General features: G+C 67.5%; 19 protein-coding genes. 12 read left to right on the top strand and 7 right to left on the bottom strand.

The window, feature by feature from the left end; translation table 11 throughout:
* The 3 genes from ACRDTB_RS21045 to ACRDTB_RS21035 all read right to left on the bottom strand — a co-directional run.
* A partial coding sequence (locus ACRDTB_RS21045; RefSeq protein WP_431432748.1) for a cytochrome c oxidase subunit I occupies nt 1–836 on the bottom strand: 836 nt, incomplete at its 3' end.
* A 540-nt stretch (nt 837–1,376) separates the two neighbouring features.
* The gene (locus ACRDTB_RS21040) at nt 1,377–1,706 is read right to left on the bottom strand and encodes a hypothetical protein (protein WP_431432747.1); all 330 of its coding nucleotides are present in this window, start codon (nt 1,704–1,706) and stop codon (nt 1,377–1,379) included.
* A 590-nt stretch (nt 1,707–2,296) separates the two neighbouring features.
* Nucleotides 2,297–2,884 carry a uracil-DNA glycosylase family protein gene (locus ACRDTB_RS21035; protein WP_431432745.1) on the bottom strand — a complete coding sequence of 196 codons (588 nt, stop codon included), beginning with the start codon at nt 2,882–2,884 and terminating at the stop codon, nt 2,297–2,299.
* Nucleotides 2,885–3,031: 147 nt separating this feature from the next.
* Between ACRDTB_RS21035 and ACRDTB_RS21030 the strand changes: the two genes are divergently transcribed.
* The 5 genes from ACRDTB_RS21030 to ACRDTB_RS21010 are packed head-to-tail and all read left to right on the top strand — an operon-like array spanning nt 3,032 to nt 5,639.
* Nucleotides 3,032–3,631: a sulfite oxidase-like oxidoreductase gene (locus ACRDTB_RS21030; RefSeq protein ID WP_431432744.1), complete on the top strand. Its 600-nt coding sequence runs from the start codon at nt 3,032–3,034 to the stop codon at nt 3,629–3,631.
* Nucleotides 3,624–4,367 (top strand): ferredoxin reductase, encoded by a 744-nt coding sequence (locus tag ACRDTB_RS21025; RefSeq protein ID WP_431432742.1) that lies wholly within the window; start codon nt 3,624–3,626, stop codon nt 4,365–4,367. The genes ACRDTB_RS21030 and ACRDTB_RS21025 overlap by 8 nt, the downstream gene beginning before the upstream one ends.
* Entirely contained in the window at nt 4,367–4,690 is a 324-nt protein-coding gene (locus ACRDTB_RS21020) for a DUF6510 family protein (protein ID WP_431432740.1), read from the top strand. The genes ACRDTB_RS21025 and ACRDTB_RS21020 overlap by 1 nt, the downstream gene beginning before the upstream one ends.
* A complete protein-coding gene (locus ACRDTB_RS21015; protein WP_431432739.1) occupies nt 4,687–5,106 on the top strand; it encodes a DUF5709 domain-containing protein in 420 nt (139 codons plus the stop codon). The genes ACRDTB_RS21020 and ACRDTB_RS21015 overlap by 4 nt, the downstream gene beginning before the upstream one ends.
* Before the next feature lie 32 nt (nt 5,107–5,138).
* Entirely contained in the window at nt 5,139–5,639 is a 501-nt protein-coding gene (locus ACRDTB_RS21010) for a Dps family protein (protein WP_431432738.1), read from the top strand.
* Between the two features lie 14 nt (nt 5,640–5,653).
* Here ACRDTB_RS21010 and ACRDTB_RS21005 read toward each other — a convergent pair whose 3' ends face one another.
* A complete protein-coding gene (locus tag ACRDTB_RS21005; protein ID WP_431432736.1) occupies nt 5,654–6,085 on the bottom strand; it encodes a GNAT family N-acetyltransferase in 432 nt (143 codons plus the stop codon).
* A 94-nt stretch (nt 6,086–6,179) separates the two neighbouring features.
* Between ACRDTB_RS21005 and ACRDTB_RS21000 the strand changes: the two genes are divergently transcribed.
* Nucleotides 6,180–6,656: a TetR family transcriptional regulator C-terminal domain-containing protein gene (locus tag ACRDTB_RS21000; RefSeq protein ID WP_431432734.1), complete on the top strand. Its 477-nt coding sequence runs from the start codon at nt 6,180–6,182 to the stop codon at nt 6,654–6,656.
* On the opposite strand, the gene ACRDTB_RS20995 is transcribed toward ACRDTB_RS21000, so the two are convergent.
* On the bottom strand, nt 6,646–7,275 hold the full coding sequence (locus ACRDTB_RS20995) for a TetR/AcrR family transcriptional regulator (protein ID WP_431432732.1): 630 nt from the start codon (nt 7,273–7,275) through the stop codon (nt 6,646–6,648). The two genes, ACRDTB_RS21000 and ACRDTB_RS20995, sit on opposite strands and share 11 nt — an antisense overlap.
* 146 nt (nt 7,276–7,421) lie before the next feature.
* Here ACRDTB_RS20995 and ACRDTB_RS20990 point away from each other — a divergent pair, with 146 nt between their 5' ends.
* The 3 genes from ACRDTB_RS20990 (at nt 7,422) to ACRDTB_RS20980 (ending at nt 10,482) form a co-directional block, all read left to right on the top strand.
* On the top strand, nt 7,422–7,715 hold the full coding sequence (locus ACRDTB_RS20990; RefSeq protein ID WP_431432730.1) for a hypothetical protein: 294 nt from the start codon (nt 7,422–7,424) through the stop codon (nt 7,713–7,715).
* Nucleotides 7,716–8,468: 753 nt separating this feature from the next.
* Entirely contained in the window at nt 8,469–9,386 is a 918-nt protein-coding gene (locus ACRDTB_RS20985; protein WP_431432750.1) for an NADP-dependent oxidoreductase, read from the top strand.
* A gap of 151 nt (nt 9,387–9,537) precedes the next feature.
* A complete protein-coding gene (locus tag ACRDTB_RS20980) occupies nt 9,538–10,482 on the top strand; it encodes an NADP-dependent oxidoreductase (RefSeq protein ID WP_431432728.1) in 945 nt (314 codons plus the stop codon).
* 588 nt (nt 10,483–11,070) lie between these two features.
* On the opposite strand, the gene ACRDTB_RS20975 is transcribed toward ACRDTB_RS20980, so the two are convergent.
* A complete protein-coding gene (locus ACRDTB_RS20975; RefSeq protein ID WP_431432727.1) occupies nt 11,071–11,223 on the bottom strand; it encodes a hypothetical protein in 153 nt (50 codons plus the stop codon).
* Nucleotides 11,224–12,113: 890 nt separating this feature from the next.
* Between ACRDTB_RS20975 and ACRDTB_RS20970 the strand changes: the two genes are divergently transcribed.
* Genes ACRDTB_RS20970 through ACRDTB_RS20960 form a run of 3 tightly spaced genes read left to right on the top strand, consistent with a single transcriptional unit; the run spans nt 12,114 to nt 15,969 of the window.
* A complete protein-coding gene (locus ACRDTB_RS20970) occupies nt 12,114–12,845 on the top strand; it encodes an NUDIX hydrolase (RefSeq protein ID WP_431432725.1) in 732 nt (243 codons plus the stop codon).
* Nucleotides 12,842–13,990: a purine phosphorylase gene (locus tag ACRDTB_RS20965; RefSeq protein WP_431432723.1), complete on the top strand. Its 1,149-nt coding sequence runs from the start codon at nt 12,842–12,844 to the stop codon at nt 13,988–13,990. Before ACRDTB_RS20970 ends, ACRDTB_RS20965 begins: the two co-directional genes overlap by 4 nt.
* Nucleotides 13,987–15,969, top strand: a complete 1,983-nt coding sequence (locus tag ACRDTB_RS20960) for a hypothetical protein (RefSeq protein ID WP_431432721.1) — start codon at nt 13,987–13,989, stop codon at nt 15,967–15,969. The genes ACRDTB_RS20965 and ACRDTB_RS20960 overlap by 4 nt, the downstream gene beginning before the upstream one ends.
* Here ACRDTB_RS20960 and ACRDTB_RS20955 read toward each other — a convergent pair.
* Complete coding sequence (locus ACRDTB_RS20955; RefSeq protein WP_431432720.1) at nt 15,966–20,411, bottom strand: HAMP domain-containing protein; 4,446 nt, start codon at nt 20,409–20,411, stop codon at nt 15,966–15,968. The two genes, ACRDTB_RS20960 and ACRDTB_RS20955, sit on opposite strands and share 4 nt — an antisense overlap.
* Between the last annotated feature and the right edge of the window lie 15 nt (nt 20,412–20,426).

The following is a 20,426-nucleotide window of genomic DNA, read 5'->3' as shown; positions in this document are numbered from 1 at the left end:
AAGATCTCGGACACGATGCCGAAGAACGGCAGCGCGACGATGTAGACCTCGGGATGGCCGAAGAACCAGAACAGGTGCTGCCAGAGGATCACGCCGCCGTTGGCCGGGTCGAAGACGTGCGCGCCGAACAGGCGGTCCGCCAGCAGACCGAACAGCGCCGCGGTCAGCAACGGGAACGCGATCAGGATCACGATCGAGGTGATGAAGATGTTCCAGGTGAAGATCGACATCCGGAACATCGTCATGCCCGGCGCGCGCAGGCACACAACTGTCGTGATCATGTTGACCGCGCCCAGGATCGTGCCCAGCCCCGACAGGATCAGCCCGGTGATCCACAGGTTGGTGCCAGGCCCTGGCGTGTATACGACATCCGCGAGCGGCGTGTAGGCCGTCCACCCGAACGCCGCCGCTCCACCGGGTGTCAGGAATCCCGACAGGACGACGAGGCCACCGAACAGAAAGACCCAGTAGCTGATCGCGTTCAGGCGGGGGAACGCCACGTCGGGTGCGCCGATCTGGATCGGCAGCACGAAGTTCGCGAAGCCGAACAGGATCGGGGTCGCGTACAACAGCAGCATGATCGTGCCGTGCATGGTGAACAGCTGGTTGTACTGCTCCTGGGAGAGGAACTGCTGCCCGGGGAAGGCCAGCTCGGAGCGGATGAGCATGGCCATCGCGCCACCGATCATGAAGAACGCGAACGCCGTGACCAGGTACATCACGCCGATCTTCTTCGGATCGGTCTCCCGGGACAGCTGCAGCAGGTACGAACCCTTGGCTGTCGGGCGCGCCGGATACGGTCGCGTGGCGATCGGCTTCGGGACTACTGCCGTCACCGCGACACCTCCAGGATCACCCAATTAAGTGGACCTAATAGTCCGTATTGCACTCGCCCATCGAGATAATGTCAAATGGTGCAGAACGGCACTAGGCTGGTGGACGCGGACGAACTGGACCTCGGATACCAGAGGAACGCGTCGGCTCCCGACTCCGCACCCAGCTTCTGGCCGAAGGGTCCCGGATTCCGTGCGATTGGCTGACACTGCCGCGACCCGAGTCGCCCAGGGCCTATCGTCCGGACTGTCCGCCGACGGGACCGGCTGCTGCGAGGAGACGCTCCAGTCCCTCGACGACATGTTCGACGACGCCTACGAGCCGGCGAGGCGATCGCGCCGGAAGCAAACGTGCCGGAACTCACCACCAGGGTCGTCGCCGCGCTTCAGGGCGGCATCCTCCTGGCCAGGATCTCCCCCGACCCCCAGTCCTGGCCATCGGATTGACCAGGCATTGGACCACCTGCCGCGCCGTTGTCGAGGATGAACTCAACGGCGATCCGCCTCAACGCCAACCGAAGGTTGGACCAGATCGCGTGCCGGCTACCGGTACCGGCCGTCAAACCGGGAGCCGCGGTCGACTTCGATGAACCGCAGGCCGACGATCGTGCCGTCGGCAACGATCCAGCGCAGGTCGTAACAGGCACGGTAGGTCGGCGGCCAGAACGAGCAGAAGCGGCCGTCGTCGTCCAGATACCACGTGCCGGTGGTCGGCCGACCGTGCTCGACGTACGTGGTGGCACCGCCGGGCTCGAAGCGCTGTGTGGCTCCGTCGTCGTATACGAACTCACCGGCTGTCAGCGCCTTGGCGATGTGTTCGGTCCCCACCGGTTCACCGTCCTCGGCCTGCAGGCCTTCTAGTGATGTGACCACCCGCTCCTCCTGTCGCCGCCGCACAGCCCGACCAGAGTGGACTATATAGTACAGATATGGTGTGTCGTGCCGGGTGCGCCGGTCCGTTGGCCAGGGAACGCCGGATCGGAGCGCAAACGCCATGGCGTGACTCACGGTTGCTCTCCGAGCTCGACAGCTCACGGGCGATCTCGCTCGTGTAAGCGCCGTCGGCGACGAGCCGGAGCACGTTCACCTCGCGATCGAAGAACCCGGCGGTGTTCATCCCGAGGGGTGCCAGTACGTCTCGCTGCGTGCGCCGAACGAGCTCGAGACGGCCGAGGCGGTCGGCCGACCTCACGCCCTTCCCACACCCGCCGCGACCACGGTGCCGCTGACTCGTCCCGGCGTCGCCGCCCGGTCGAAGATTCCCACCACCCCGCATTCGACGTGGGTGAGCAACGGCAACTCTTTCGATACGCGATCAACACGCCCTGCGCGAGCTGCGCGCCGGGCCGTGCCGCCCAGGTCGGCGATGCAACGGTTGGCGCGATGACGGGGGCAGGCTCGCGGCTCGCCGTCACCGGGCAGGATCCAGGGTCTCCTACGACGAACGACCACCAAGGACTGGGCTACACGGTGATCGCCTTGGTCACCAGCGACCGCAACGCGGGGACGACCTCGGCCTCGAACCAGGGATTCTTGGCCTGCCAGCGGAAGTTCAGCGGCGACGGGTGCACGAGTGGGATCATCGACGGCAGGTACTCGGCATAGGCGCGCACGGTCTCGGTGAGGCTCGGCTTGATCCGATTACCCAGGTAGTACTTCTGGGCGTACCCGCCCACCAGGATCGTGAGGCCGAGATCCCCCAGCTCGGCGAGGATCCGCTTGTGCCAGAGGTCCGCGAAGTCCTTGCGCGGTGGTAGGTCGCCGGACGTGCCTTTGCCCGGATAGTAGAAGTCCATCGGGAGGATCGCGAACAGGCTGGGATCGTAGAACCGCTCGTCGTCGACGCCCAGCCAGGTCCGCAGCTTCACACCACTGGCGTCGTTCCACGGCACGCCACTCTCCTGGGCCTTCCGGCCGGGCGCCTGCCCGATGAGCGCGATCCGGGCGCCTGGTGTCACGGAGTAGATCGGCTCATAGCCGAGTTCGCGTGCCCAGGCGTTGGACTCGTGCTCGACGATCTCAGCCCGGATCCGGTCGAGCCTGTTGGTCACGATTCCCTCCACGGTGGACCGTCAAGTCCAGTCACGGCATCCTAACCCTCACCGTGGTGACTCGTCGCATTGCCGCCGGGACGCATCTGAATCGTTTGTTTGGACCTTGTGGTTCAGTTATGCTGCGCTTCGACTCAGGAGGTGTCGATGAGTGTCGTCAGCAGGGGGTTCCAGGGGCGCCGCGAACGCGTCACTCCGGACCTGCCTCCCGGCCAGTACCTGACCCGTGACTTTCCGGTGCTGCAGGCCGGCCCGACGCCGCGTGTCGATCTCGACACGTGGCAGTTCACGATCAGCAACGAAGCTGGCGCGAAGTGCACCTGGTCGTGGCGGGAGCTGCTCGCCCTGCCGAGTGAGACGCCCACGGTCGACATCCACTGTGTGACGCGGTGGTCGAAGCTGGGCACGACGTGGCAGGGCGTGTCCCTGGACGCGCTGTTCGAGGACGTCGAGACGGCCGCCGACTTCGCGCTCGTCCGCTCCTACGGCGGCTACACCACCAACATGCCGCTCGAGGACCTGCTCGACGGCAAGGCGTGGATCGCCTACAGGTTCGACGGTGAGGACCTGAGCGGTTCGCACGGCGGTCCGGCGCGCCTGTTGGTGCCGCACCTGTACTTCTGGAAGTCGGCGAAGTGGGTCACCGGCATCGACCTCCTGAACGAGGACGAGCCGGGGTTCTGGGAGCAGCTCGGCTACCACGACTACGGCGACCCGTGGCGCGAGCAGCGCTACACCGATGACTGAGCCCGCGACGATCACCCGGCTGCGGCTCGGCTGGCTGGTCGCGACCGCCGTGGAGATCCGCGAGGTGACCCCGACCGCGCGCACGATCGTCTTCGACGTTCCCGGCTGGCCCGGCCACGCCGCCGGACAGCACGTCGATATCAGGCTCACCGCACCCGACGGCTACACCGCGCAGCGCAGCTACTCCATCGCCTCCCCGGCTGGCGGCGGACGCGTCGATCTGACGGTGCAGCGTATCCCTGACGGCGAGGTCTCCCCGTACCTCGTCGACGAGCTGCGCGTCGGCGACCAACTCGAGATGCGCGGCCCGATCGGTGGCTGGTTCACCTGGCGCGGCACCGAACCCATGCCGGTCCTCTTGGTCGCGGGTGGTTCGGGCATCGTTCCGATCATGGCGATGGTCCGGCAGCGGGCGCGCGTCACCGACCCACCACCGTTCACGCTCCTCTATTCCGTACGCACCCCGGCCGACATCTACTACGACGCCGAGCTGCGATCCCGCCCCAGCCTGGACATCAGGATCCTGTTCACGCGCAAGGCGTTCGGCACCAACCGCCCGGCGGGGCGGATCGGACCGGACGATCTCGCCACGGCCCGGCCGCCCGGGATGGACGCGCGCACCTACATCTGCGGCCCGACCAGCTTCGTGGAGACGGTCTCCGTGCTCCTCTTGGCTCAAGGACAGAACCCCGACACCATCCGGACCGAACGCTTCGGACCGAGCGGAGGACAATGATGAGCACGATCTCGGACGGCGACCGCATCTACGACATGGCCGGCGATCACATCGGTGACTACATTGACGGCAACGGCGCGGGTGGCCCGTTCGGCGAGGCACTCGGCATCGACGTCACGACCACCGTCCTGACCTGCGCACACTGCGGCCGGGCCAGCCTGTTCGCCGAGACCCACGTCTACGCCGGCGCCGGCCTCGTGGTTCGCTGCCCCGGCTGCACCTCGGTCCTCGCCCGCCTCGTCCGTACCCCGACCGACGCATGGCTCGATCTGCGCGGCGCACTGTCCGTACGGATTCCACTCGCCGCCGGGGGCCCGCGGTGAGAGACGACATCGACAACGACTCCGGCCTGCTCGAGCCCGACGAGAGCCTCGATGACCGCGGGATCGCCGACGTGCTCGACGAGGGCTACTCGCCGCCGGAGCGTCCCGTCGCCGTCTTCGACTGGGGTGTCACGGCCCGAGAAGCGGGCGACCACGAACCCCTCACCGGCAGACTCGCCAGGGAGATACCGGACGCCGCCCTGGGCGAGGAGGGCGACGGGATCGGCGACACCAGCGACACCGATGGTGAGCCCTACGACGGCGAGGTCGGCATCACCCGTGCCGGACGCCTCGTGGAGGGCGCCGACGAGGACGCCCCGTACGCCTACCTCTACGCGCGCGACGTCGGCATCGACGGCTCCGCGGCATCCGCCGAGGAAGCGGCGGTGCACATCGTCGGCGACGACCCCGAATGAACAATCCCAAGACCTAAGGAGACGGCGTCACCATGACCAGCACTGCTACCTCGTCCCGCCGTGACAACGTCGAAGGCCTGCGTTTCATCGGACCCGAACGGCTCGCGCGGAACCTCCAAGCCATCCTCGTCGACCTGATCGAACTGCACCTGCAAGGAAAGCAGGCCCACTGGAACCTCGTGGGCACCAACTTCCGCGATCTGCACCAGCAGCTCGACGAGATCATCGACACCGCCCGCGAGGCCAGCGACACCATCGCCGAGCGCATGCGGGCTGTCCGCGCCGTCCCGGACTGTCGCTCGGACACCGTCTCGGCGACCACGACGCTGCCCACGGTCCCAGCCGGCGAAGTATCCACAACGGACGTGGTGGCACTGGTCGGCGACCGTCTCATCGCGACCGTGGCCACGGTGCGCCAGGCGCACGACGAGGTCGACGCCGACGACCCGGCCAGCGCCGACCTCCTGCACGCTGTCATCGACAACCTGGAGAAGTACGTGTGGATGGTCAGCGCCGAACACCAGCAGGCCTGATCACCCGGCCCTGCTCACTCCCCGACTTGGTGGTCGTTCGCCACCCGCTCGTTCGTTGTGGCTTGGGCGGGCCGAAACGCCCGCGTGATCATGTGCCGGTGCCGCTCGGGCACCAGATCCCCCAGCTCGTCGTGTCGTGCGAGGAAATCACGGACGAACGGGCAGCGCGGGACAACTGAACGACCCGCCGCACGGAGGAGGTCGAGCACCGCCACGGTCATGGCCGTCGCCACACCCTGACCCCGCCAGGCCGGCTCGGTCACCGTGTGAACCAGGAACGTCTCGTCTCCGTTGTGTCGGTAGCTGGTGTACCCAACAAGCTCACCATCGCCGTTACGTGCCTCGAACCGCCCCGATGCCGGGACGTCACCGACCACCACCACCATGCCGTCCGCGGTCGCCCCGGCGCTCTCCCCCAATGACTCCCGTGATTCGTGCATGCTCATGATCGACCTTCCATCACTCAATAAGGACTATACAGTCCAACATAGTCCAACCATCATGCATTTGTCCGGACGATCATTGCCTATAGTGGACCTTGTGGACCACCCTGGCCAGGACGGCGGCCGTGCCGACGAGCGTCCGACAGGAGAGACCGTCGAAGCCAGGCTCGGTAGGCTGCTCGCGATTCAGGAACCATTGCTGAACAACCTGCACTCGGTACGGGACCTCGTCCAATGGCGGGACGAGGTGGTCCACCTGGAGCAGAGGCGCGACGACGGGATCCGTCCGCTGGGCGACCTGGCTGAGCTGCTCGCCGACGGTGACGAAGCTGGACCGTCGGCGGTTCGCGCGGGCTTCGCGGCATGGGAGTCGCTCCTGGCGGGCGGAATCACCCGGGTTCGGGACAGCGGCGAACTCGCGGCGGATGCCGATCATGAAAGGCTCGCGACCGGCCTGATGGCCGCGCTACAGGGTGGTCTGCTTCTCGCCCGCACCACCCGCGACGTGCGACGGTTGGAGGTGGCCCTGGACATAGCCCTCGGCTACGTCCGCGCACACGCCGTCACGCCGTGAGGAACGACCTCACGTGGTCAAGCGCCATATCGAGGGCGATCTCCATGGGCTTGATGTCATGCGCGGTCTCAGCGAGGAGGTACCCGCCTTGCAGGGCGGCCATCAGACCCGTGGCCAGCTTCTCCGGGTCGGCATCCGGCTTGAGCACCCCGCTGTCCTGCATCCGCCGCAGGCCGGCGGCGAGCAGCCCTTCCCATTCCACGAACGACTCGGCGAGCGTGGTGCGGGCCTGGTCGTCCTGGTCGGCGAGCTCGCTGGCCAATGAGCCGAGCGCACAGCCGTAGGCACCGTTCTGCAACGAGTTTCGCTGCACCAGCGCGTCGCGCCAGCGGACCAGACCGCGGAACGACTTCAAGCGCTGAAGGTAGCCGCGTTCACGCTCGAGGACCTGCGCGGCGCGCGCCGCGACGACGGCGCGGACCAGGTCCTCCTTGTCCGGGAAGTGGTTGTAGAGCTGGGACTTGCTGGTATTGCTCCCGGCCCGGACGTCGTCCAGCGTGGTCGTGTTCACGCCCTTCACGTACATCAGCTCGACAGCAGCCGCCACGATGCGCGCGCGGGTGGCGGCCCCACGTGGCGTCAGTTTCCGCCCCGGCTGTGCGTTCTCCAGCCTGCTCACAGGCCTCAGGCTACCCTGTCTGATCACAGCCGCCGCATGGACTACACGGTCCCGCTCGGCCACGGGTCTGCCACTAGCTCGGCCCCCTTTGTCATCACTTTAAGTGGACCATGGAGCGCATTTGTACCGGAAATGCGGTGGGCTGGATGCGCGGTCGAATCGACATGACCATGGACACTCGGCTGGGCGAGCTGACTCTCGTCGCCGACCACGGTGAACTGACCGGCATCTACTTCCCGTACCAACGGTCCCGTGCTGATCTCGCGACGTTCGGCGAGCGGTCCGACCCGGGATTCGAGGAGATCACCCGCCAGCTCGCGGCGGTCGAGACGAGCCGATCGGTCACGAGCGCCACGCTACCCAGCCCCGCGGTTGTTACAGAACCAGAACACATCGTGATCACGGCGGGGGAGGGACGGGCTGCTGTGTTGCCGGGCTGACCTCCGGATGTTGGACACGGGTTACGCGGCTTGAGGACGTGTCCGAGGTAGGAATGACGGCGGCGGGTGTCGTAGCGGTGCAGCCAGCCGAACACGGCTAGGCCGTGTTCAAAGCTGGGAGCTGGTGTGTTGTTAGTGGGCGTGGTCGCAGCAAGTGCCAGCCGACCAGAAACACCAGGCGGTCGAGCTGCTCGCCAGTGTGCACTTCGGGTTCTCTCGCGTCGGGTTCGAGGGATGACGCCGAAGCGCCGAAAGCCACGGGGCGAGTCGGTGCCGTCTTCCGAGCAGGACGAGGCTGAAGTCGTCCGTGCGGTACTGACCAGGCGGGAGATCGGTGTCGTCACGTCCGCGGCCGCCGAACCGCGCGTGATCACCGCCATGCACCCCTCCTCCTGTGGCCGGGCGGCCGCAATCCCACCGCCACCCGTGCTTCCACTCGGCCGGTGGATGCCGATGTGGTACCCACCCATGGCGACGTCATCGTCAGCGAGGGACCCGGTGATGAGGTTCTCCGCGGTGAGGACGTAGTCGCCCACAAACCGGTGTAAATCAATTGGACTATCCCGTCCAGAGAAGACTGGCGTGGCATCGATCGGCAAGCCTCCGCCCGGCCATCAGTGTTTTGGAGCAGCAGTGCGCCTGACGGTCGTGGCGGTACGTCCTCATCTGGCCGGGTGCCTCTGTACCGGTACCATAATGGACGATATCGTCCACAGAGTGTGGCGGCGAGGACTGGATACCGGGAGGTGCCGGATGAAGGCGATTGTGGTGACGGATCAGGCCGCGGGAACGGCCGGGATGACGCTGGCGGAGCGGCCCAAGCCGGAGGCGGCGGGGAACGACGTCCTCGTCGAGGTTCATGCGTCGGGATTCACGCCGGGTGAGCTGACGTGGCCCTCGAACTGGACCGATCGCCTAGGCCGCGACCGGACGCCTTCGATTCCCGGCCACGAGCTGGCCGGAGTGGTCAGCGCCCTCGGGTATGGCACGACGGGGCTGTCTGTGGGACAGCGGGTGTTCGGCCTCACGGACTGGACTCGCGACGGCACCCTGGCGGAGTACGCGGCCGTCGAGGCGCGTAACCTCGCGCCGCTGCCGGGCGACATCGACTTCACGGTGGGCGCGAGCCTGCCGATCTCGGGCCTGACCGCGTGGCAGGGACTGTTCGAGCACGGCCGCCTCCGGGCGGGGCAGAGCGTCCTCGTGCACGGTGCGGCCGGCGGAGTCGGATCGATGGTGACGCAGCTCGCCCGCGAGGCCGGCGCCTACGTCATCGGCACCGGACGCACTGCCGACCGGCAGACGGCGCTCGACTTCGGCGCGCAGGAGTTCGTCGACCTCGAGAACGACGCACTGGAAGACGTCGGCGGAGTCGACCTGGTTTTTGACGTCATCGGCGGAGACATCAGGAAACGGTCCGCAGGCGTGATTCGAGCCGGAGGAACGCTGGTGACCATCGCCGGCCCGCCGGAGGCGCGACCCACCGATGGCTTGGCCATCGACTTCGTCGTCGTGTCTGACCGTGCTCAGCTGGGCGAGATCGCCCGGCGGGTGCGAGACGGACGACTACGGACAGTCATCGGAAACGTCGCGACCCTTGACGACGCCGTCGCCGCCTTCAATCCGACCGAGCGGGTCAAGGGAAAGACGATCATCCGCGTTCGCCCGTAAGGACTCCGGGACGCGATCGCCGGGCGGCAGATCGGCACAACGAGCCTGGCGCTCCCCGAGCAACAAGACATAGCCAGCGAGTCGAGTCAGCGCGGAACGTAACGCAGACCCAAAGTGCCGTGTAGGCGAGGACTGACACAGAGGTATTCAAATGAAAGCGATCGTGGTGACGGACCAGGCCGCCGGAACGGCTGGGATGAAGCTGGTGGGGCGGCCCGAGCCGCAGGCGGCGAGGCTCGCCAGCCTCTCGGGCGCGAACTACGGCGATGTCGTCGTTGAAGTTCATGCGTCGGGATTCACCTGGGATGAGCTGGAATGGCCCTCGACCTGGACCGATCGCCTAGGCCGCGACCGGACGCCTTCGATCCCCGGACACGAGCTGGCCGGAGTGGTCACCGCCCTCAGCTATGGAACGACGGGTCTGTCGGTGGGACAGCGGGTGTTCGGCCTCACGGACTGGACTCGCGACGGCACGCTGGCGGAGTACGTAGTCGTCGAGGCGCGTAACCTCGCGCCGCTGCCGGGCGACGTCGACTTCACGGCGGGCGCGAGCCTCGTGATGCCGGGCTTGACCGCGTGGCAGGGGCTGTTCGAGAACGGCCGCCTCCGGGCGGGGCAGAGCGTCCTCGTGCACGGTGCGGCCGGCGCAGTCGGTTCGATGGCGACACAGCTCGCCCGCGAGGCCGGCGCCTACGTCATCGGCACCGGACGCGCTGCCGGCCGTCAGACGGCGCTCGACTTCGGCGCGCAGGAGTTCGTCGACCTCGAGAACGACGCACTGGAAGACGTCGGCGGAGTCGATCTGGTTTTCGATGTCTTCGGCGGCGACATCGGGAAGCGGTCCGCGGGTCTGGTTCGAGCCGGAGGAACGCTGGTGACCGTCGCCGGGCCACCCGAGGCGCGGCCCGCCGACGGCCTGGCGGTCGACTTCGTTGTCGTGCCCGATCGCGCCCAACTGAGTGAGATCGTCCGGCGGGTGCGGGACGGACGACTGCGGACGAACATCGGCAACATCGCAACCCTCGACGACGCCGTCGCCGCGTTCAACCCAACCAAGCGGGTCAAGGGAAAGACGATCATTCGCGTTCGTCCGTGAGGACTCGGGGACAGCGACCGATCCTGCCCTCCTCGTGGATCAGCGTCAGCCGCGCGGCCAGGGCGGTGAGAGGCCGATTGGCCGCCGCGGATTCGGGAGACCAAGCTGAACGAGTAACCATCCGCCTCGTCCCCGTCAGTGAGCCTCTTCCACCTTGTGTGCGGGCGGATGGTTGAGGTGGGATCGGCGTCCGGACGTGCGGAAGCTCCTGTAGACGGGTTCACGACCAAGATCGCCTGTCCGACCAGGACCTGTCCGCCTGCTTGCGAACCCGCCGACGGGCAGCCGGCACCCAGCGTCGGGATGCGCTCTATGCCGGTCGCGGCTACGACCACGACAAATACCGCAAGAGGTTCGCGAAGGTGGGATCAAGCCGGTCATCGGCCGCCGCGGCGAGCAACACGGTTCCGGCCTGGGCATATACCGCTGGTCGTCGCGCAGAGCTTCGCCCTGCTGCATCGGTTCCGCCGGCTCCGCACCCCGTTGGTAAATCCGCGACGACATCCACGAAGCGTTCCTCCGCTTCGCCTGCACCATCATCTGCTGGCGACGCCTCCGCAACATCTCAAACTGTTAGGAGTTCCTAGGTCAAACCCCGGACCGACCCTCAGTCCGCCGGGAGATGTCGGCTGCGTAGGCGGCGTTGGACGGGCTGGCTTGGTGGGCCCAGTGGGCGGTGCCGATGTGGATGCCGAGCAGCTTGCTGAGCACGACCGGTGGTAGCTGTGCGGCAAGGTCCATAAGGATAGTGCTGCGTGCGGCACGGGCCTGGATGCCGAGGGGTGAAGTCTGGTCATCAGGTGGGCCGCGGTGATCCGGCGTCCTGGAGCGCCTCCAGGGGAAAGCCACGGGTGGTTGTCGGTGTGGCCGACCACAGCATGGCCGCGTCGATTGTCGACCAGTTAGTCTGGACACTTTGGACAGTTCCGGTCCGAACAGGAGCAGGAGCAGACCGGCGACTCGGTCATGGACGGCGACACCGTCGTCGTGCAGAAGGCGGCGGACCAGCGCCCAGCGGTGATCGTCCTCGACGGCGGCTCGGTTGCCACGTCTGCAGAGTTGGTCGGGGAAGGTCGATGTCGCGGGTGTGGTGGTTGCGGTGGGTCCAGAGCAGGAACGCCCGAACCTTCCGGTTGCGAGCCGCGTTCTCGACCAGCCAGCGGTCGATGTGTCGCTGGGTGCAGTCGGCAAGCGTGGTGCCGTTGTCGCGGAGCCAGGCTATGAGCGCGATGGCGGCGCGAACCTCGGCTCGCGCGTGGTCTGTTTGCCCAGCAGTGAGATCGGCGAGTCGCGAGCGCTCCCGGAGCAGCCGCAGCTGGTGCCACGTGGCGAAGAGCCGGACGATCCGCGGCGGTGGGTCGGGCACGAGGGTTGCACGGGCGTTTCCTTGCGGACACCCGAGCGGTCGGCGGAATTGCTCGAGGAACGGCTGGAACGCAGCTCTGATCTGAAAACGCAACTGCAGGCCCGCGGAATCTTGCACGCCGACCCGAACCGGCAATGCTATAAGTGCAAGCTCTGGCTTTGCTGCGACTGCGGCCACGGCACCCCCGGAGACAGTCACGGTGGTGGCCAACCCTTGCCTCTAGAGCCTCTTCCTGTCGTGCTGACAAGAAGCTACACTTGCAGTCATGTCCGATGACTCCTGGTCACCTCCGGCCGCTCTCGTCGCGGTTGATCTCGTCATACTCACGCTGCGCGCCTCGATGCTTCACATCCTGCTCGTTGAGCGCGGTATCGAGCCGTACCAGGGTGATCTGGCTCTACCAGGCGGTTTCCTCAACAACGCCGCCGAGGACGTCGTCACCGCTGCCCACCGGGAGTTGCGCGAAGAGGCGAACCTCGATGCTTCGCAACTACATCTGGAGCAACTGGGCGCTTACGGAGCTCCGGGCCGGGATCCGCGCGGACGGATCATTTCCGTGGCGTACCTGGCGATCGCGCCCGGGCTTCCCGATCCGGTCGCGGGCACCGACGCGGCGGGGGCCTGCTGGGAACCCGTCGAAGGAGTCCTGTCCGGACGCCTGAACCTGGCCTTCGACCATCAGCGGATCCTCGCCGACGGGGTGGAGCGTGCCCGGGCGAAACTCGAGTACTCGGCGCTCGCCACCGCGTTCTGCGACAAGACCTTCACGATCTCGGAGCTGCAACAGGTCTACGAGGCGGTGTGGGGCGTCCAGCTCGACCCCCGGAACTTCTACCGAAAAGTCCAGGCGGTGCCCGGCTTCATCGTGCCGGCCGGCTCGGATCGCAGGATCACGAAGGGGCGGCCAGCGCGGCTGTTCCGCGCCGGACCACGGACCTCGCTGTACCCACCGCTGGTCCGGCCTGATCAATCGACGACGAACGTGGGGGATCGATGATGGAAGCGCAAGTGGTAATCCTCACCGCTCTCAACCTGGAATACGACGCGGTCCGGCGGAAGATGGTCGACCCCCAGGTGCGCCGCCACAAGAAGGGCACGCTGTTCGAGATCGGCACGCTGCGCGGCACGACGTGCCGGGTGGCGCTCGGACTCACCGACAAGGGGAACCAGCACGCGGCGGTGCTGGCCGAGCGAGCGATCGAGCGGTTCTCGCCGGTGGCCGTGTTGTTCGTCGGCGTTGCCGGTGCGTTGTGGGACACGACGCCGCTGGGTGACGTCGTGATGGCCACGCATGTCTACGCCTACCACGGCGGTACCAGCGAGGACGACGGGCTCAAGGCACGGCCCCGGGTCTGGGAGGTCGCGCACGGAGTCAGTCAGCTCGCCTCCCACCTGGGTCGGACCAACGACTGGACGGACGGTCTGCCGTCCGACGTACGTCTGCCGAAGATCCACTTCGGCGCCATCGCCGCCGGCGAGGTCGTGCAGAACTCCCGGATCTCCTACGAGGCGAAATGGATCCGGGACCACTACAACGACGCGCTCGCGATCGAGATGGAAGGCGCCGGCGTCGCGCAGGCAGGTCACCTGAACGGCTGTCCGGTGGCCATCGTGCGCGGCATCAGCGACCGGGCCGACGGAACGAAGACCACGGGTGCCGATGGCACGTGGCAGCCACGGGCAGCGGCGAACGCGGCGGCATTCGCCGTCCGGCTCGCCGAGGAACTGATCAAGGAACGGGAGCACATCGCGATGCACGAGGGCGACACCGCGAAGACCAGTGGCACCGTCTACAACTTCGCCTCCGGTCAGGTCGGCATTCAGGCCGCGCACGTCACCGGGAGCCACGTCCGGATGGGGTCGGCGCCGCAGACCGTGACGACGGGTGGTCTCGCCGCCGAGTTGGCCGCCTTCCGTGATCTCCTCAGGCGCGAACGGTCCACCGGCACGCTCGACGACGCCACCTACGAGGCGGCGGAGGCAGAGCTCGACATCGCGAGCGAGGCACTGGAGGCGAACACACCGGAGGGCAAGAACGCGTTCGTCCTGGCGCTCAAGCGGTTGCGAGGGCTGATCGCCGACGTGGCCGAGCTGGCCACGAAGATCGCGACCCTGATCGTGGCGGCCAAGGGGCTGTCATGACCACGCCCGGCGACACGACCATGAACTTCGCCGGAGCCGGTGCCACCGTCGGCATGATGGCCGACGAGGTGCACGACTCCAATGTGTACTTCGTGCATCCGGAGGCCACACCGGACAAGAAGTACGAGGTCGGCGTGCGCTACCTGGACGACGGCGTGCCGTTCCGGGCCCGTGACCTGATCCACGAAGCCATCGCCCACGGGTACGACACCGCCGAGGTGCGATTCCACTGGGCGTTGGCCATGCTGAGCAAGCGCGCGTACCGCGACCTCTCCACCGATGAGCGCGAGGCGTTGGGGCGCCTCTCCGAACACCTGCGGACGTACGCCGACGACGAGTGGAAACGGGCGCTGGAGGCGATCCGCGACCTGCTGGACAGCCTGAACAGGACGGAGGGTGACTCTGGGCCGGCGGTCGCGGAACTGCGTGCGCTGCCGTTCCGCCAGCGGGAAAAGATCAACCGGCACCTCGACCTCGTCCTGACCGGAGGATGGAAGGACAGAGTGTGGGCGGACACCCGGCAAGCGGCCGAAGACGCTCAGTACAGCGGACAACGCACTGATCGGGTCTGGGCGTACTTCCAGCCGAAACCGAGCCCCCCGCGGGTGCGGCCACCCGACCCGATCTCCACCGCTCCCGGCGATGTGTTCCGGGCGGTCATCTCGTCCAGCCTGTTCGTGATCGCGGTCTTCTACCTCGGCTGGTCGGTGCTACGGCTCGCGGCAGCGCTGCCGATTCTCGCCTACGTGCTCATGGTCGCCGCCGGAGTCGTCGCGGCCCGGAGTGGGCTGGTATGGCACTACCGGGCGGAACGGCTGCGGGCCAAGGACCTCGACTACTTCGGCCTGCGGGGAGTCAACCGGGCGCCCGAGGGCGGATTCGCCGGCCAGGTCAGCAAATCGTTCGCGCACTATTCCGAGAAGTACGGGCGCGCGCAGGCCGACCATGAACGGTGGCTCACCGAGACGGCTGGCATCCGCAACACGCTGCGCAACGAAGTCGTCGAGATCTACCGGGAGCAAAAGGTCTCTGTCGGTCAAATAAGATGGCTGATTCGCTTCCTCGTCTGGGACGTCAGGAAACGCTGGCAATCCGGCACGCTGTGGGACTACCGCGAGCAGTATCGGATCACTCCGGCGACGAAGATGCGATGCTCGTTCTCGGTAGTCGCGATGATCATCGCGGCAGTGGGCGTGGTCGTCCCGACGATACAGGCCGCGCCATTGTCAGCGGCTGTTGCGACATTCGTCGCTCTGGTCACCGCGCCGGCGGCAACGGCGCGGTGGTTACAGATCCGCAGCGAGCACCGCCGATTCGACGACGAGGTCCTGGAATCCGATCGACTACTGGAGATTCGGCAGGAGGCTTACCAACGCTGGAAGCACAAGCTGGACTCCAAGCGCCCGTCCGAAGGCGAGATGGAGACCTGGGTGAACCACGACAGGACCATGATTCTCGATGACGCGCTGCGACTCTATCGCCTGGCGTGGCGGGACATCATCGCCCATGCCTTCCTCCAGACGCCCGCGAGAGGTTGCAAACGAGCGATGGTGGTTGGCGGCGTATGGCGTTATTCGAAGTACGACATCCGACTGTTCCTGATCACGCAGGACGGGGTTCGCGAGGTCAGTACCGAGCTCGACTTCGAGCAGGTCGTGCTCAACGGTCAGGAACGCAACAACTACCGCTTCGACGCGGTCTCCTCCGTTCACGTGGCCCGGCGAGGCAGGGCCAGCTACACACTGGAGTTGACCCTGACGAACGGGCCGACCAGAAACATCCGGGTCTTGGATTCGATGGAACGCCAATCCGACCACGAGGAGCATGCCGACACATTCTCCCGAATCAACCTCGACTCGGCCGGATTCACGCACACGTTACATATCCTGGAGGGAATCGCCGCCGAGGGCAAAGGCTGGATCAACCGGGACCCCCGCACCAACGGCAATGGCGACGGGACACAGCCGACTGAGTCCTAGTTGGACAGCCAGCGGCCGATGCAGCTCAGTAGTTCGTTCGGGTTCACCGGTTTCGTGACGTAGTCGCTGGCGCCTGAGGCCAGGCTCTTCTCGCGGTCGCCCGCCATGGCCTTCGCCGTGACCATGATGATGGGGAGGTTGTCGAACTGGGGCATGTCGCGGATCGCGGCCGTCGTGGCGTAGCCGTCCATCTCCGGCATCATCACGTCCATCAGGATCAGGTCCACGCCGGGGCTCGCCAGCAGCGCGTCGATCCCCTTGCGGCCGTTCGGTGCGTGGCTCACCTCGATCCCGTGGCGTTTGAGCATCTCCGCCAGCGCCAACACGTTCCGGGCGTCGTCGTCGACCAGCAGAACCTTGCGGCCCCGCAGGTTCTCCAGGTCGTGCTCGTCGGCCTGCGCGGACGTCTCGGCCACGGACGTCGCCGGGAGCTGGGTCTGCAGGACCAGGAAGCGCTCGCGCAGCGCGTCCAGCGACCACACCAGCTCGACCAGGTGCTCCGCCGCGTGCGCCTCCATCAGCCGGTGCTGCGCCGGGCTCGGCGTGCGCGTCGGGTGGACCAGGACCGGTACCTCGACCGGCCCGCCGCCCAACCGCTGGAGCAGGGTCATCGCGGTCGCGCCCGGCATGCTCCCGTCCACGACCACGCACCGGTACGCCCGCTCGGCCAGCTTGTCCACGGCCTCGTCCGGCGTGGTCACCGAGTCGATGCGGACCTGCTCGCCGCCCGCGGCCAGGTCGGCCGCGAACTGGCGGATCAGCATGGTCAGCAGCCGCTTGTCCGGCGCCTCGACGACCAGCACGGACCGCTCGTCGCCCGGCTCCGGCCTCGCCCGCCGGTCCGGCGTGCTCGCCTGGAACGGTGCGTGCACGGGCAGCAGGAGCGTGAACGTACTTCCCCTGCCCAGCTCGCTCTCCGCCTGGATCTCGCCGCCGAGCAGGTTCGCGACCTGCCGGCTGATCGACAGGCCTAGCCCCGTCCCGCCGTAGCGGCGGCTCGTCGTGCCGTCCGCCTGCTGGAACGCGCCGAAGATCGTGCCCAGGTTCTCCTTCGCGATCCCGATGCCGGTGTCGACGACCGACAGCGCCACCCGCGGCTCCGCGCCGTCGAGGCGCCGCACCCGCAACTCGACCCGGCCGTGCTCGGTGAACTTCACCGCGTTGGACAGCAGGTTGCGCAGCACCTGCCGCAGCCGCTGCTCGTCGGTGGTCAGCCGCTCCGGCACCGCCGGCTCGACGGAGACCTCGAACTCGAGACCCTTGTCGGCCGTGAGCGGGTCGAAGGTCGCGCGGACGTAGTCGAGCAGCTCGTCGAGCCGGACCTCCTCGACATGGATGTCCATCTTCCCGGCCTCGACCTTGGACAGGTCGAGGATGTCGTCGATCAGCTGCTGCAGGTCGGTGCCGGCGGACTGGATGACCTTCGCGAACTCGACCTGCTTCGAGGTCAGGTTATGCGTCGAGTTCGCCGCCAGCACGCCGGCCAGGATCAGCAGGCTGGTCAGCGGCGTGCGCAGCTCGTGGGACATGTTGGCCAGGAACTCCGACTTGTACCGCGACGCGAGCGCGAGCTGCTGGGCACGCTCCTCGATCTCCTGCCTCGCCTGCTCGATCTCGAAGTTCTTGATCTCGATGTCGCGGTTCTGCCGCACCAGCAGCGCGGCCTTCTCCTCGAGCTCGGCGTTGGACTGCTGGAGCTTGACCTGCTGGGCCTGCAGCTCGCCGGAGCGGGCCTGCAGCTCGGCCGCCAGCCGCTGCGACTCGTCCAGCAGCGAGTCGGTGCGCGCGTTGACGATGATCGTGTTGAGGTTGACGCCGATGCTCTCCATCAGCTGCTCGAGGAAGTCCCGCTGCACGGCGCTGAACCGGTTGAACGAGGCCAGCTCGATCACGCCGAGCACCTGGTCCTCGAACACGACCGGCAGCACGATCAGGTTCGCCGGCGGCGCGGCGCCGAGGCTGGAGGTGATCCGCACGTAGGCCGGCGGGGTCTCGTCGACCAGCAGCGGCCGCTTCGTGCGCGCCACCTGGCCGACCAGCGACTGCCCGAGGTCGAACTCGCGGGGCACGTCCTCGTCCCCCTCGTACCCGTACCCCGCGATGAGTAGCAGCACCGGCCGCTCGCCCGCGCCGTCCCGGCCACTGTCCATCAGGAAGAACGTGCCGTGCTGCGCGCCCACCAGTGGCGCCAGCTCGTTCATGATCAGCTGGGCGACCGCGCGCAGGTCCCGGAGGCCCTGCAGCAGCCCCGAGATGCGGGCCAGGTTGGTGTTGAGCCAGTCCTGCTGCTCGTTCGCGAGCGTGGTCTCACGCAGCGACTGGACCATCGCGTTGATGTTGTCCGACAGCTCCGCGACCTCGCCCTCGGCCTCCACCGAGATCGACCGGGTCAGGTCGCCGGTGGCCACGGCGCTCGCGACCTCGGCGATCGCACGCACCTGCCGGGTCAGGTTGCCGGCGAGCTCGTTCACGTTCTCGGTGAGCCGCTTCCAGGTGCCGGACACGCCCTCGACCTCGGCCTGCCCGCCGAGCCGGCCGTCCTTGCCCACCTCGCGGGCCACGCGGGTGACCTCCGCGGCGAACGAGGACAGCGTGTCGACCATCGTGTTGATCGTCGTCTTCAGCTCCAGGATCTCCCCGCGCGCGTCCACGTCGATCTTCTGGGACAGGTTGCCGCGCGCCACCGCCGTGGTGACCTGGGCGATCGAGCGCACCTGGTTGGTCAGGTTGTTCGCCATGGAGTTGACGTTGTCGGTCAGGCTCTTCCACGTCCCGGCCACATTGGGCACCTGTGCCTGGCCGCCGAGGATGCCCTCGGTGCCCACCTCGCGGGCCACGCGCGTCACCTCGTCGGCGAACGCGGAGAGCGTGTCGACCATCGTGTTGATCGTCTCGGCAAGGGCGGCGACCTCGCCCTTGGCCTCGACGGTGATCTTCTGCGACAGGTCGCCGCGGGCCACGCCGCTGGCCACCGAGGCGATCGAGCGGACCTGGGCCGTGAGGTTGTCGGCCATGACGTTCACCGACTCCGTCAGGCCCTTCCACGTACCCGACACACCCTTCACATCGGCCTGACCGCCCAGCCGGCCCTCGGTACCGACCTCCCGGGCGACCCGCGTGACCTCGTCGGCGAACGCGGAGAGCTGGTCGACCATCGTGTTGATGGTCTCCTTCAGCTCCAGGATCTCGCCCCGGGCGTCCACCCGGATCTTCTGCGACAGGTCGCCCTTCGCCACGGCCGTGGTGACGTCCGCGATCGAGCGGACCTGGGCGGTCAGGTTGTCGGCCATGACGTTCACCGACTCCGTCAGGCCCTTCCACGTACCCGACACACCCTGCACGTCCGCCTGACCGCCCAGCCGCCCCTCGGTACCGACCTCCCGGGCCACCCGCGTCACCTCGTCGCCGAACGCGGAGAGCTGGTCGACCATCGTGTTGATCGTGGTCTTCAACTCCAGGATCTCCCCGCGCGCGTCGACGGTGATCTTCTGCGACAGGTCGCCGCGGGCCACCGCGGTCGCCACCTGGGCGATCGAGCGGACCTGCCCGGTCAGGTTGCCGGCCATGAAGTTCACCGACGCGGTCAGGTCCCGCCACCTGCCGGCCACGCCGGGCACCTGGGCCTGGCCGCCGAGGATGCCCTCGGTACCGACCTCGCGGGCCACCCGCGTCACCTCGTCCGCGAACGAGGACAGGGTGTCGACCATCGTGTTGATCGTCGACTTCAGCTCCAGGATCTCCCCGCGCGCGTCGACCGTGATCTTCTGCGACAGGTCGCCCTTCGCGACCGCGGTGGTGACCTCGGCGATCGCGCGGACCTGTGCCGTGAGGTTGCTGGCCATGAAGTTCACCGACGCGGTGAGGTCCCGCCACGTGCCGGCGACCCCGGGCACCACGGCCTGCCCGCCCAGCCGCCCCTCGCTGCCGACCTCCCGGGCCACCCGCGTCACCTCGTCGCCGAACGAGGAGAGCTGGTCGACCATCGTGTTGATGGTGTTCTTCAGCTCCAGCAGCTCGCCCTTCACATGCACGGTGATCTTCTGGGTCAGGTCGCCCTTCGCCACCGCCGTGGCCACGCTCGCGATGTCGCGCACCTGCGCGGTGAGGTTGCCGGCCATCGCGTTCACCGACTCGGTCAGGTCCCGCCAACTGCCGGAGACCGTCGGCACGGAGGCCTGGCCGCCGAGCTTGCCGTCGGTGCCGACCTCGCGGGCGACGCGAGTGACCTCGGAGGTGAACAGCGCCAGCTGGTCGACCATGCCGTTGAAGACCGTGGAGATCTCGTCCAGCAGGCGGTCGCCGACCTGTGGCAGGCGGGTGGAGAAGTCCCCGTCGCGCACGGACTTGAGGCCGTCGAGCAGCTGCTGGAGTCGTTCGTCGTTGCGTGCCCGGTCGCTCGGACCGGAATCCCGGCCCCCGGTGGCGGACTGCCGCTGCGTCATCGGCACCTCTTCGGT

It is taken from the genome of Actinophytocola sp. (assembly GCF_050699935.1).
GTDB lineage: Bacteria > Actinomycetota > Actinomycetes > Mycobacteriales > Pseudonocardiaceae > Actinophytocola.
The sequence above is the reverse complement of the archived record's forward strand: the minus strand, read 5'-3'. Positions and strand labels throughout refer to the sequence as shown.

Coding starts and splice junctions, on each gene's coding strand:
- ACRDTB_RS20965 (WP_431432723.1), top strand. CDS start 12,842: ATGATGGAAGCGCAAGTGGTAATCCTCACCGCTCTCAACCTGGAATAC.
- ACRDTB_RS21020 (WP_431432740.1), top strand. CDS start 4,367: ATGAGCACGATCTCGGACGGCGACCGCATCTACGACATGGCCGGCGAT.
- ACRDTB_RS20975 (WP_431432727.1), bottom strand. CDS start 11,223: ATGGACCTTGCCGCACAGCTACCACCGGTCGTGCTCAGCAAGCTGCTC.
- ACRDTB_RS21025 (WP_431432742.1), top strand. CDS start 3,624: ATGACTGAGCCCGCGACGATCACCCGGCTGCGGCTCGGCTGGCTGGTC.
- ACRDTB_RS20980 (WP_431432728.1), top strand. CDS start 9,538: ATGAAAGCGATCGTGGTGACGGACCAGGCCGCCGGAACGGCTGGGATG.
- ACRDTB_RS20960 (WP_431432721.1), top strand. CDS start 13,987: ATGACCACGCCCGGCGACACGACCATGAACTTCGCCGGAGCCGGTGCC.
- ACRDTB_RS21005 (WP_431432736.1), bottom strand. CDS start 6,085: ATGAGCATGCACGAATCACGGGAGTCATTGGGGGAGAGCGCCGGGGCG.
- ACRDTB_RS20955 (WP_431432720.1), bottom strand. CDS start 20,411: ATGACGCAGCGGCAGTCCGCCACCGGGGGCCGGGATTCCGGTCCGAGC.
- ACRDTB_RS20985 (WP_431432750.1), top strand. CDS start 8,469: ATGAAGGCGATTGTGGTGACGGATCAGGCCGCGGGAACGGCCGGGATG.
- ACRDTB_RS21010 (WP_431432738.1), top strand. CDS start 5,139: ATGACCAGCACTGCTACCTCGTCCCGCCGTGACAACGTCGAAGGCCTG.
- ACRDTB_RS20990 (WP_431432730.1), top strand. CDS start 7,422: ATGCGCGGTCGAATCGACATGACCATGGACACTCGGCTGGGCGAGCTG.
- ACRDTB_RS21030 (WP_431432744.1), top strand. CDS start 3,032: ATGAGTGTCGTCAGCAGGGGGTTCCAGGGGCGCCGCGAACGCGTCACT.
- ACRDTB_RS20970 (WP_431432725.1), top strand. CDS start 12,114: ATGTCCGATGACTCCTGGTCACCTCCGGCCGCTCTCGTCGCGGTTGAT.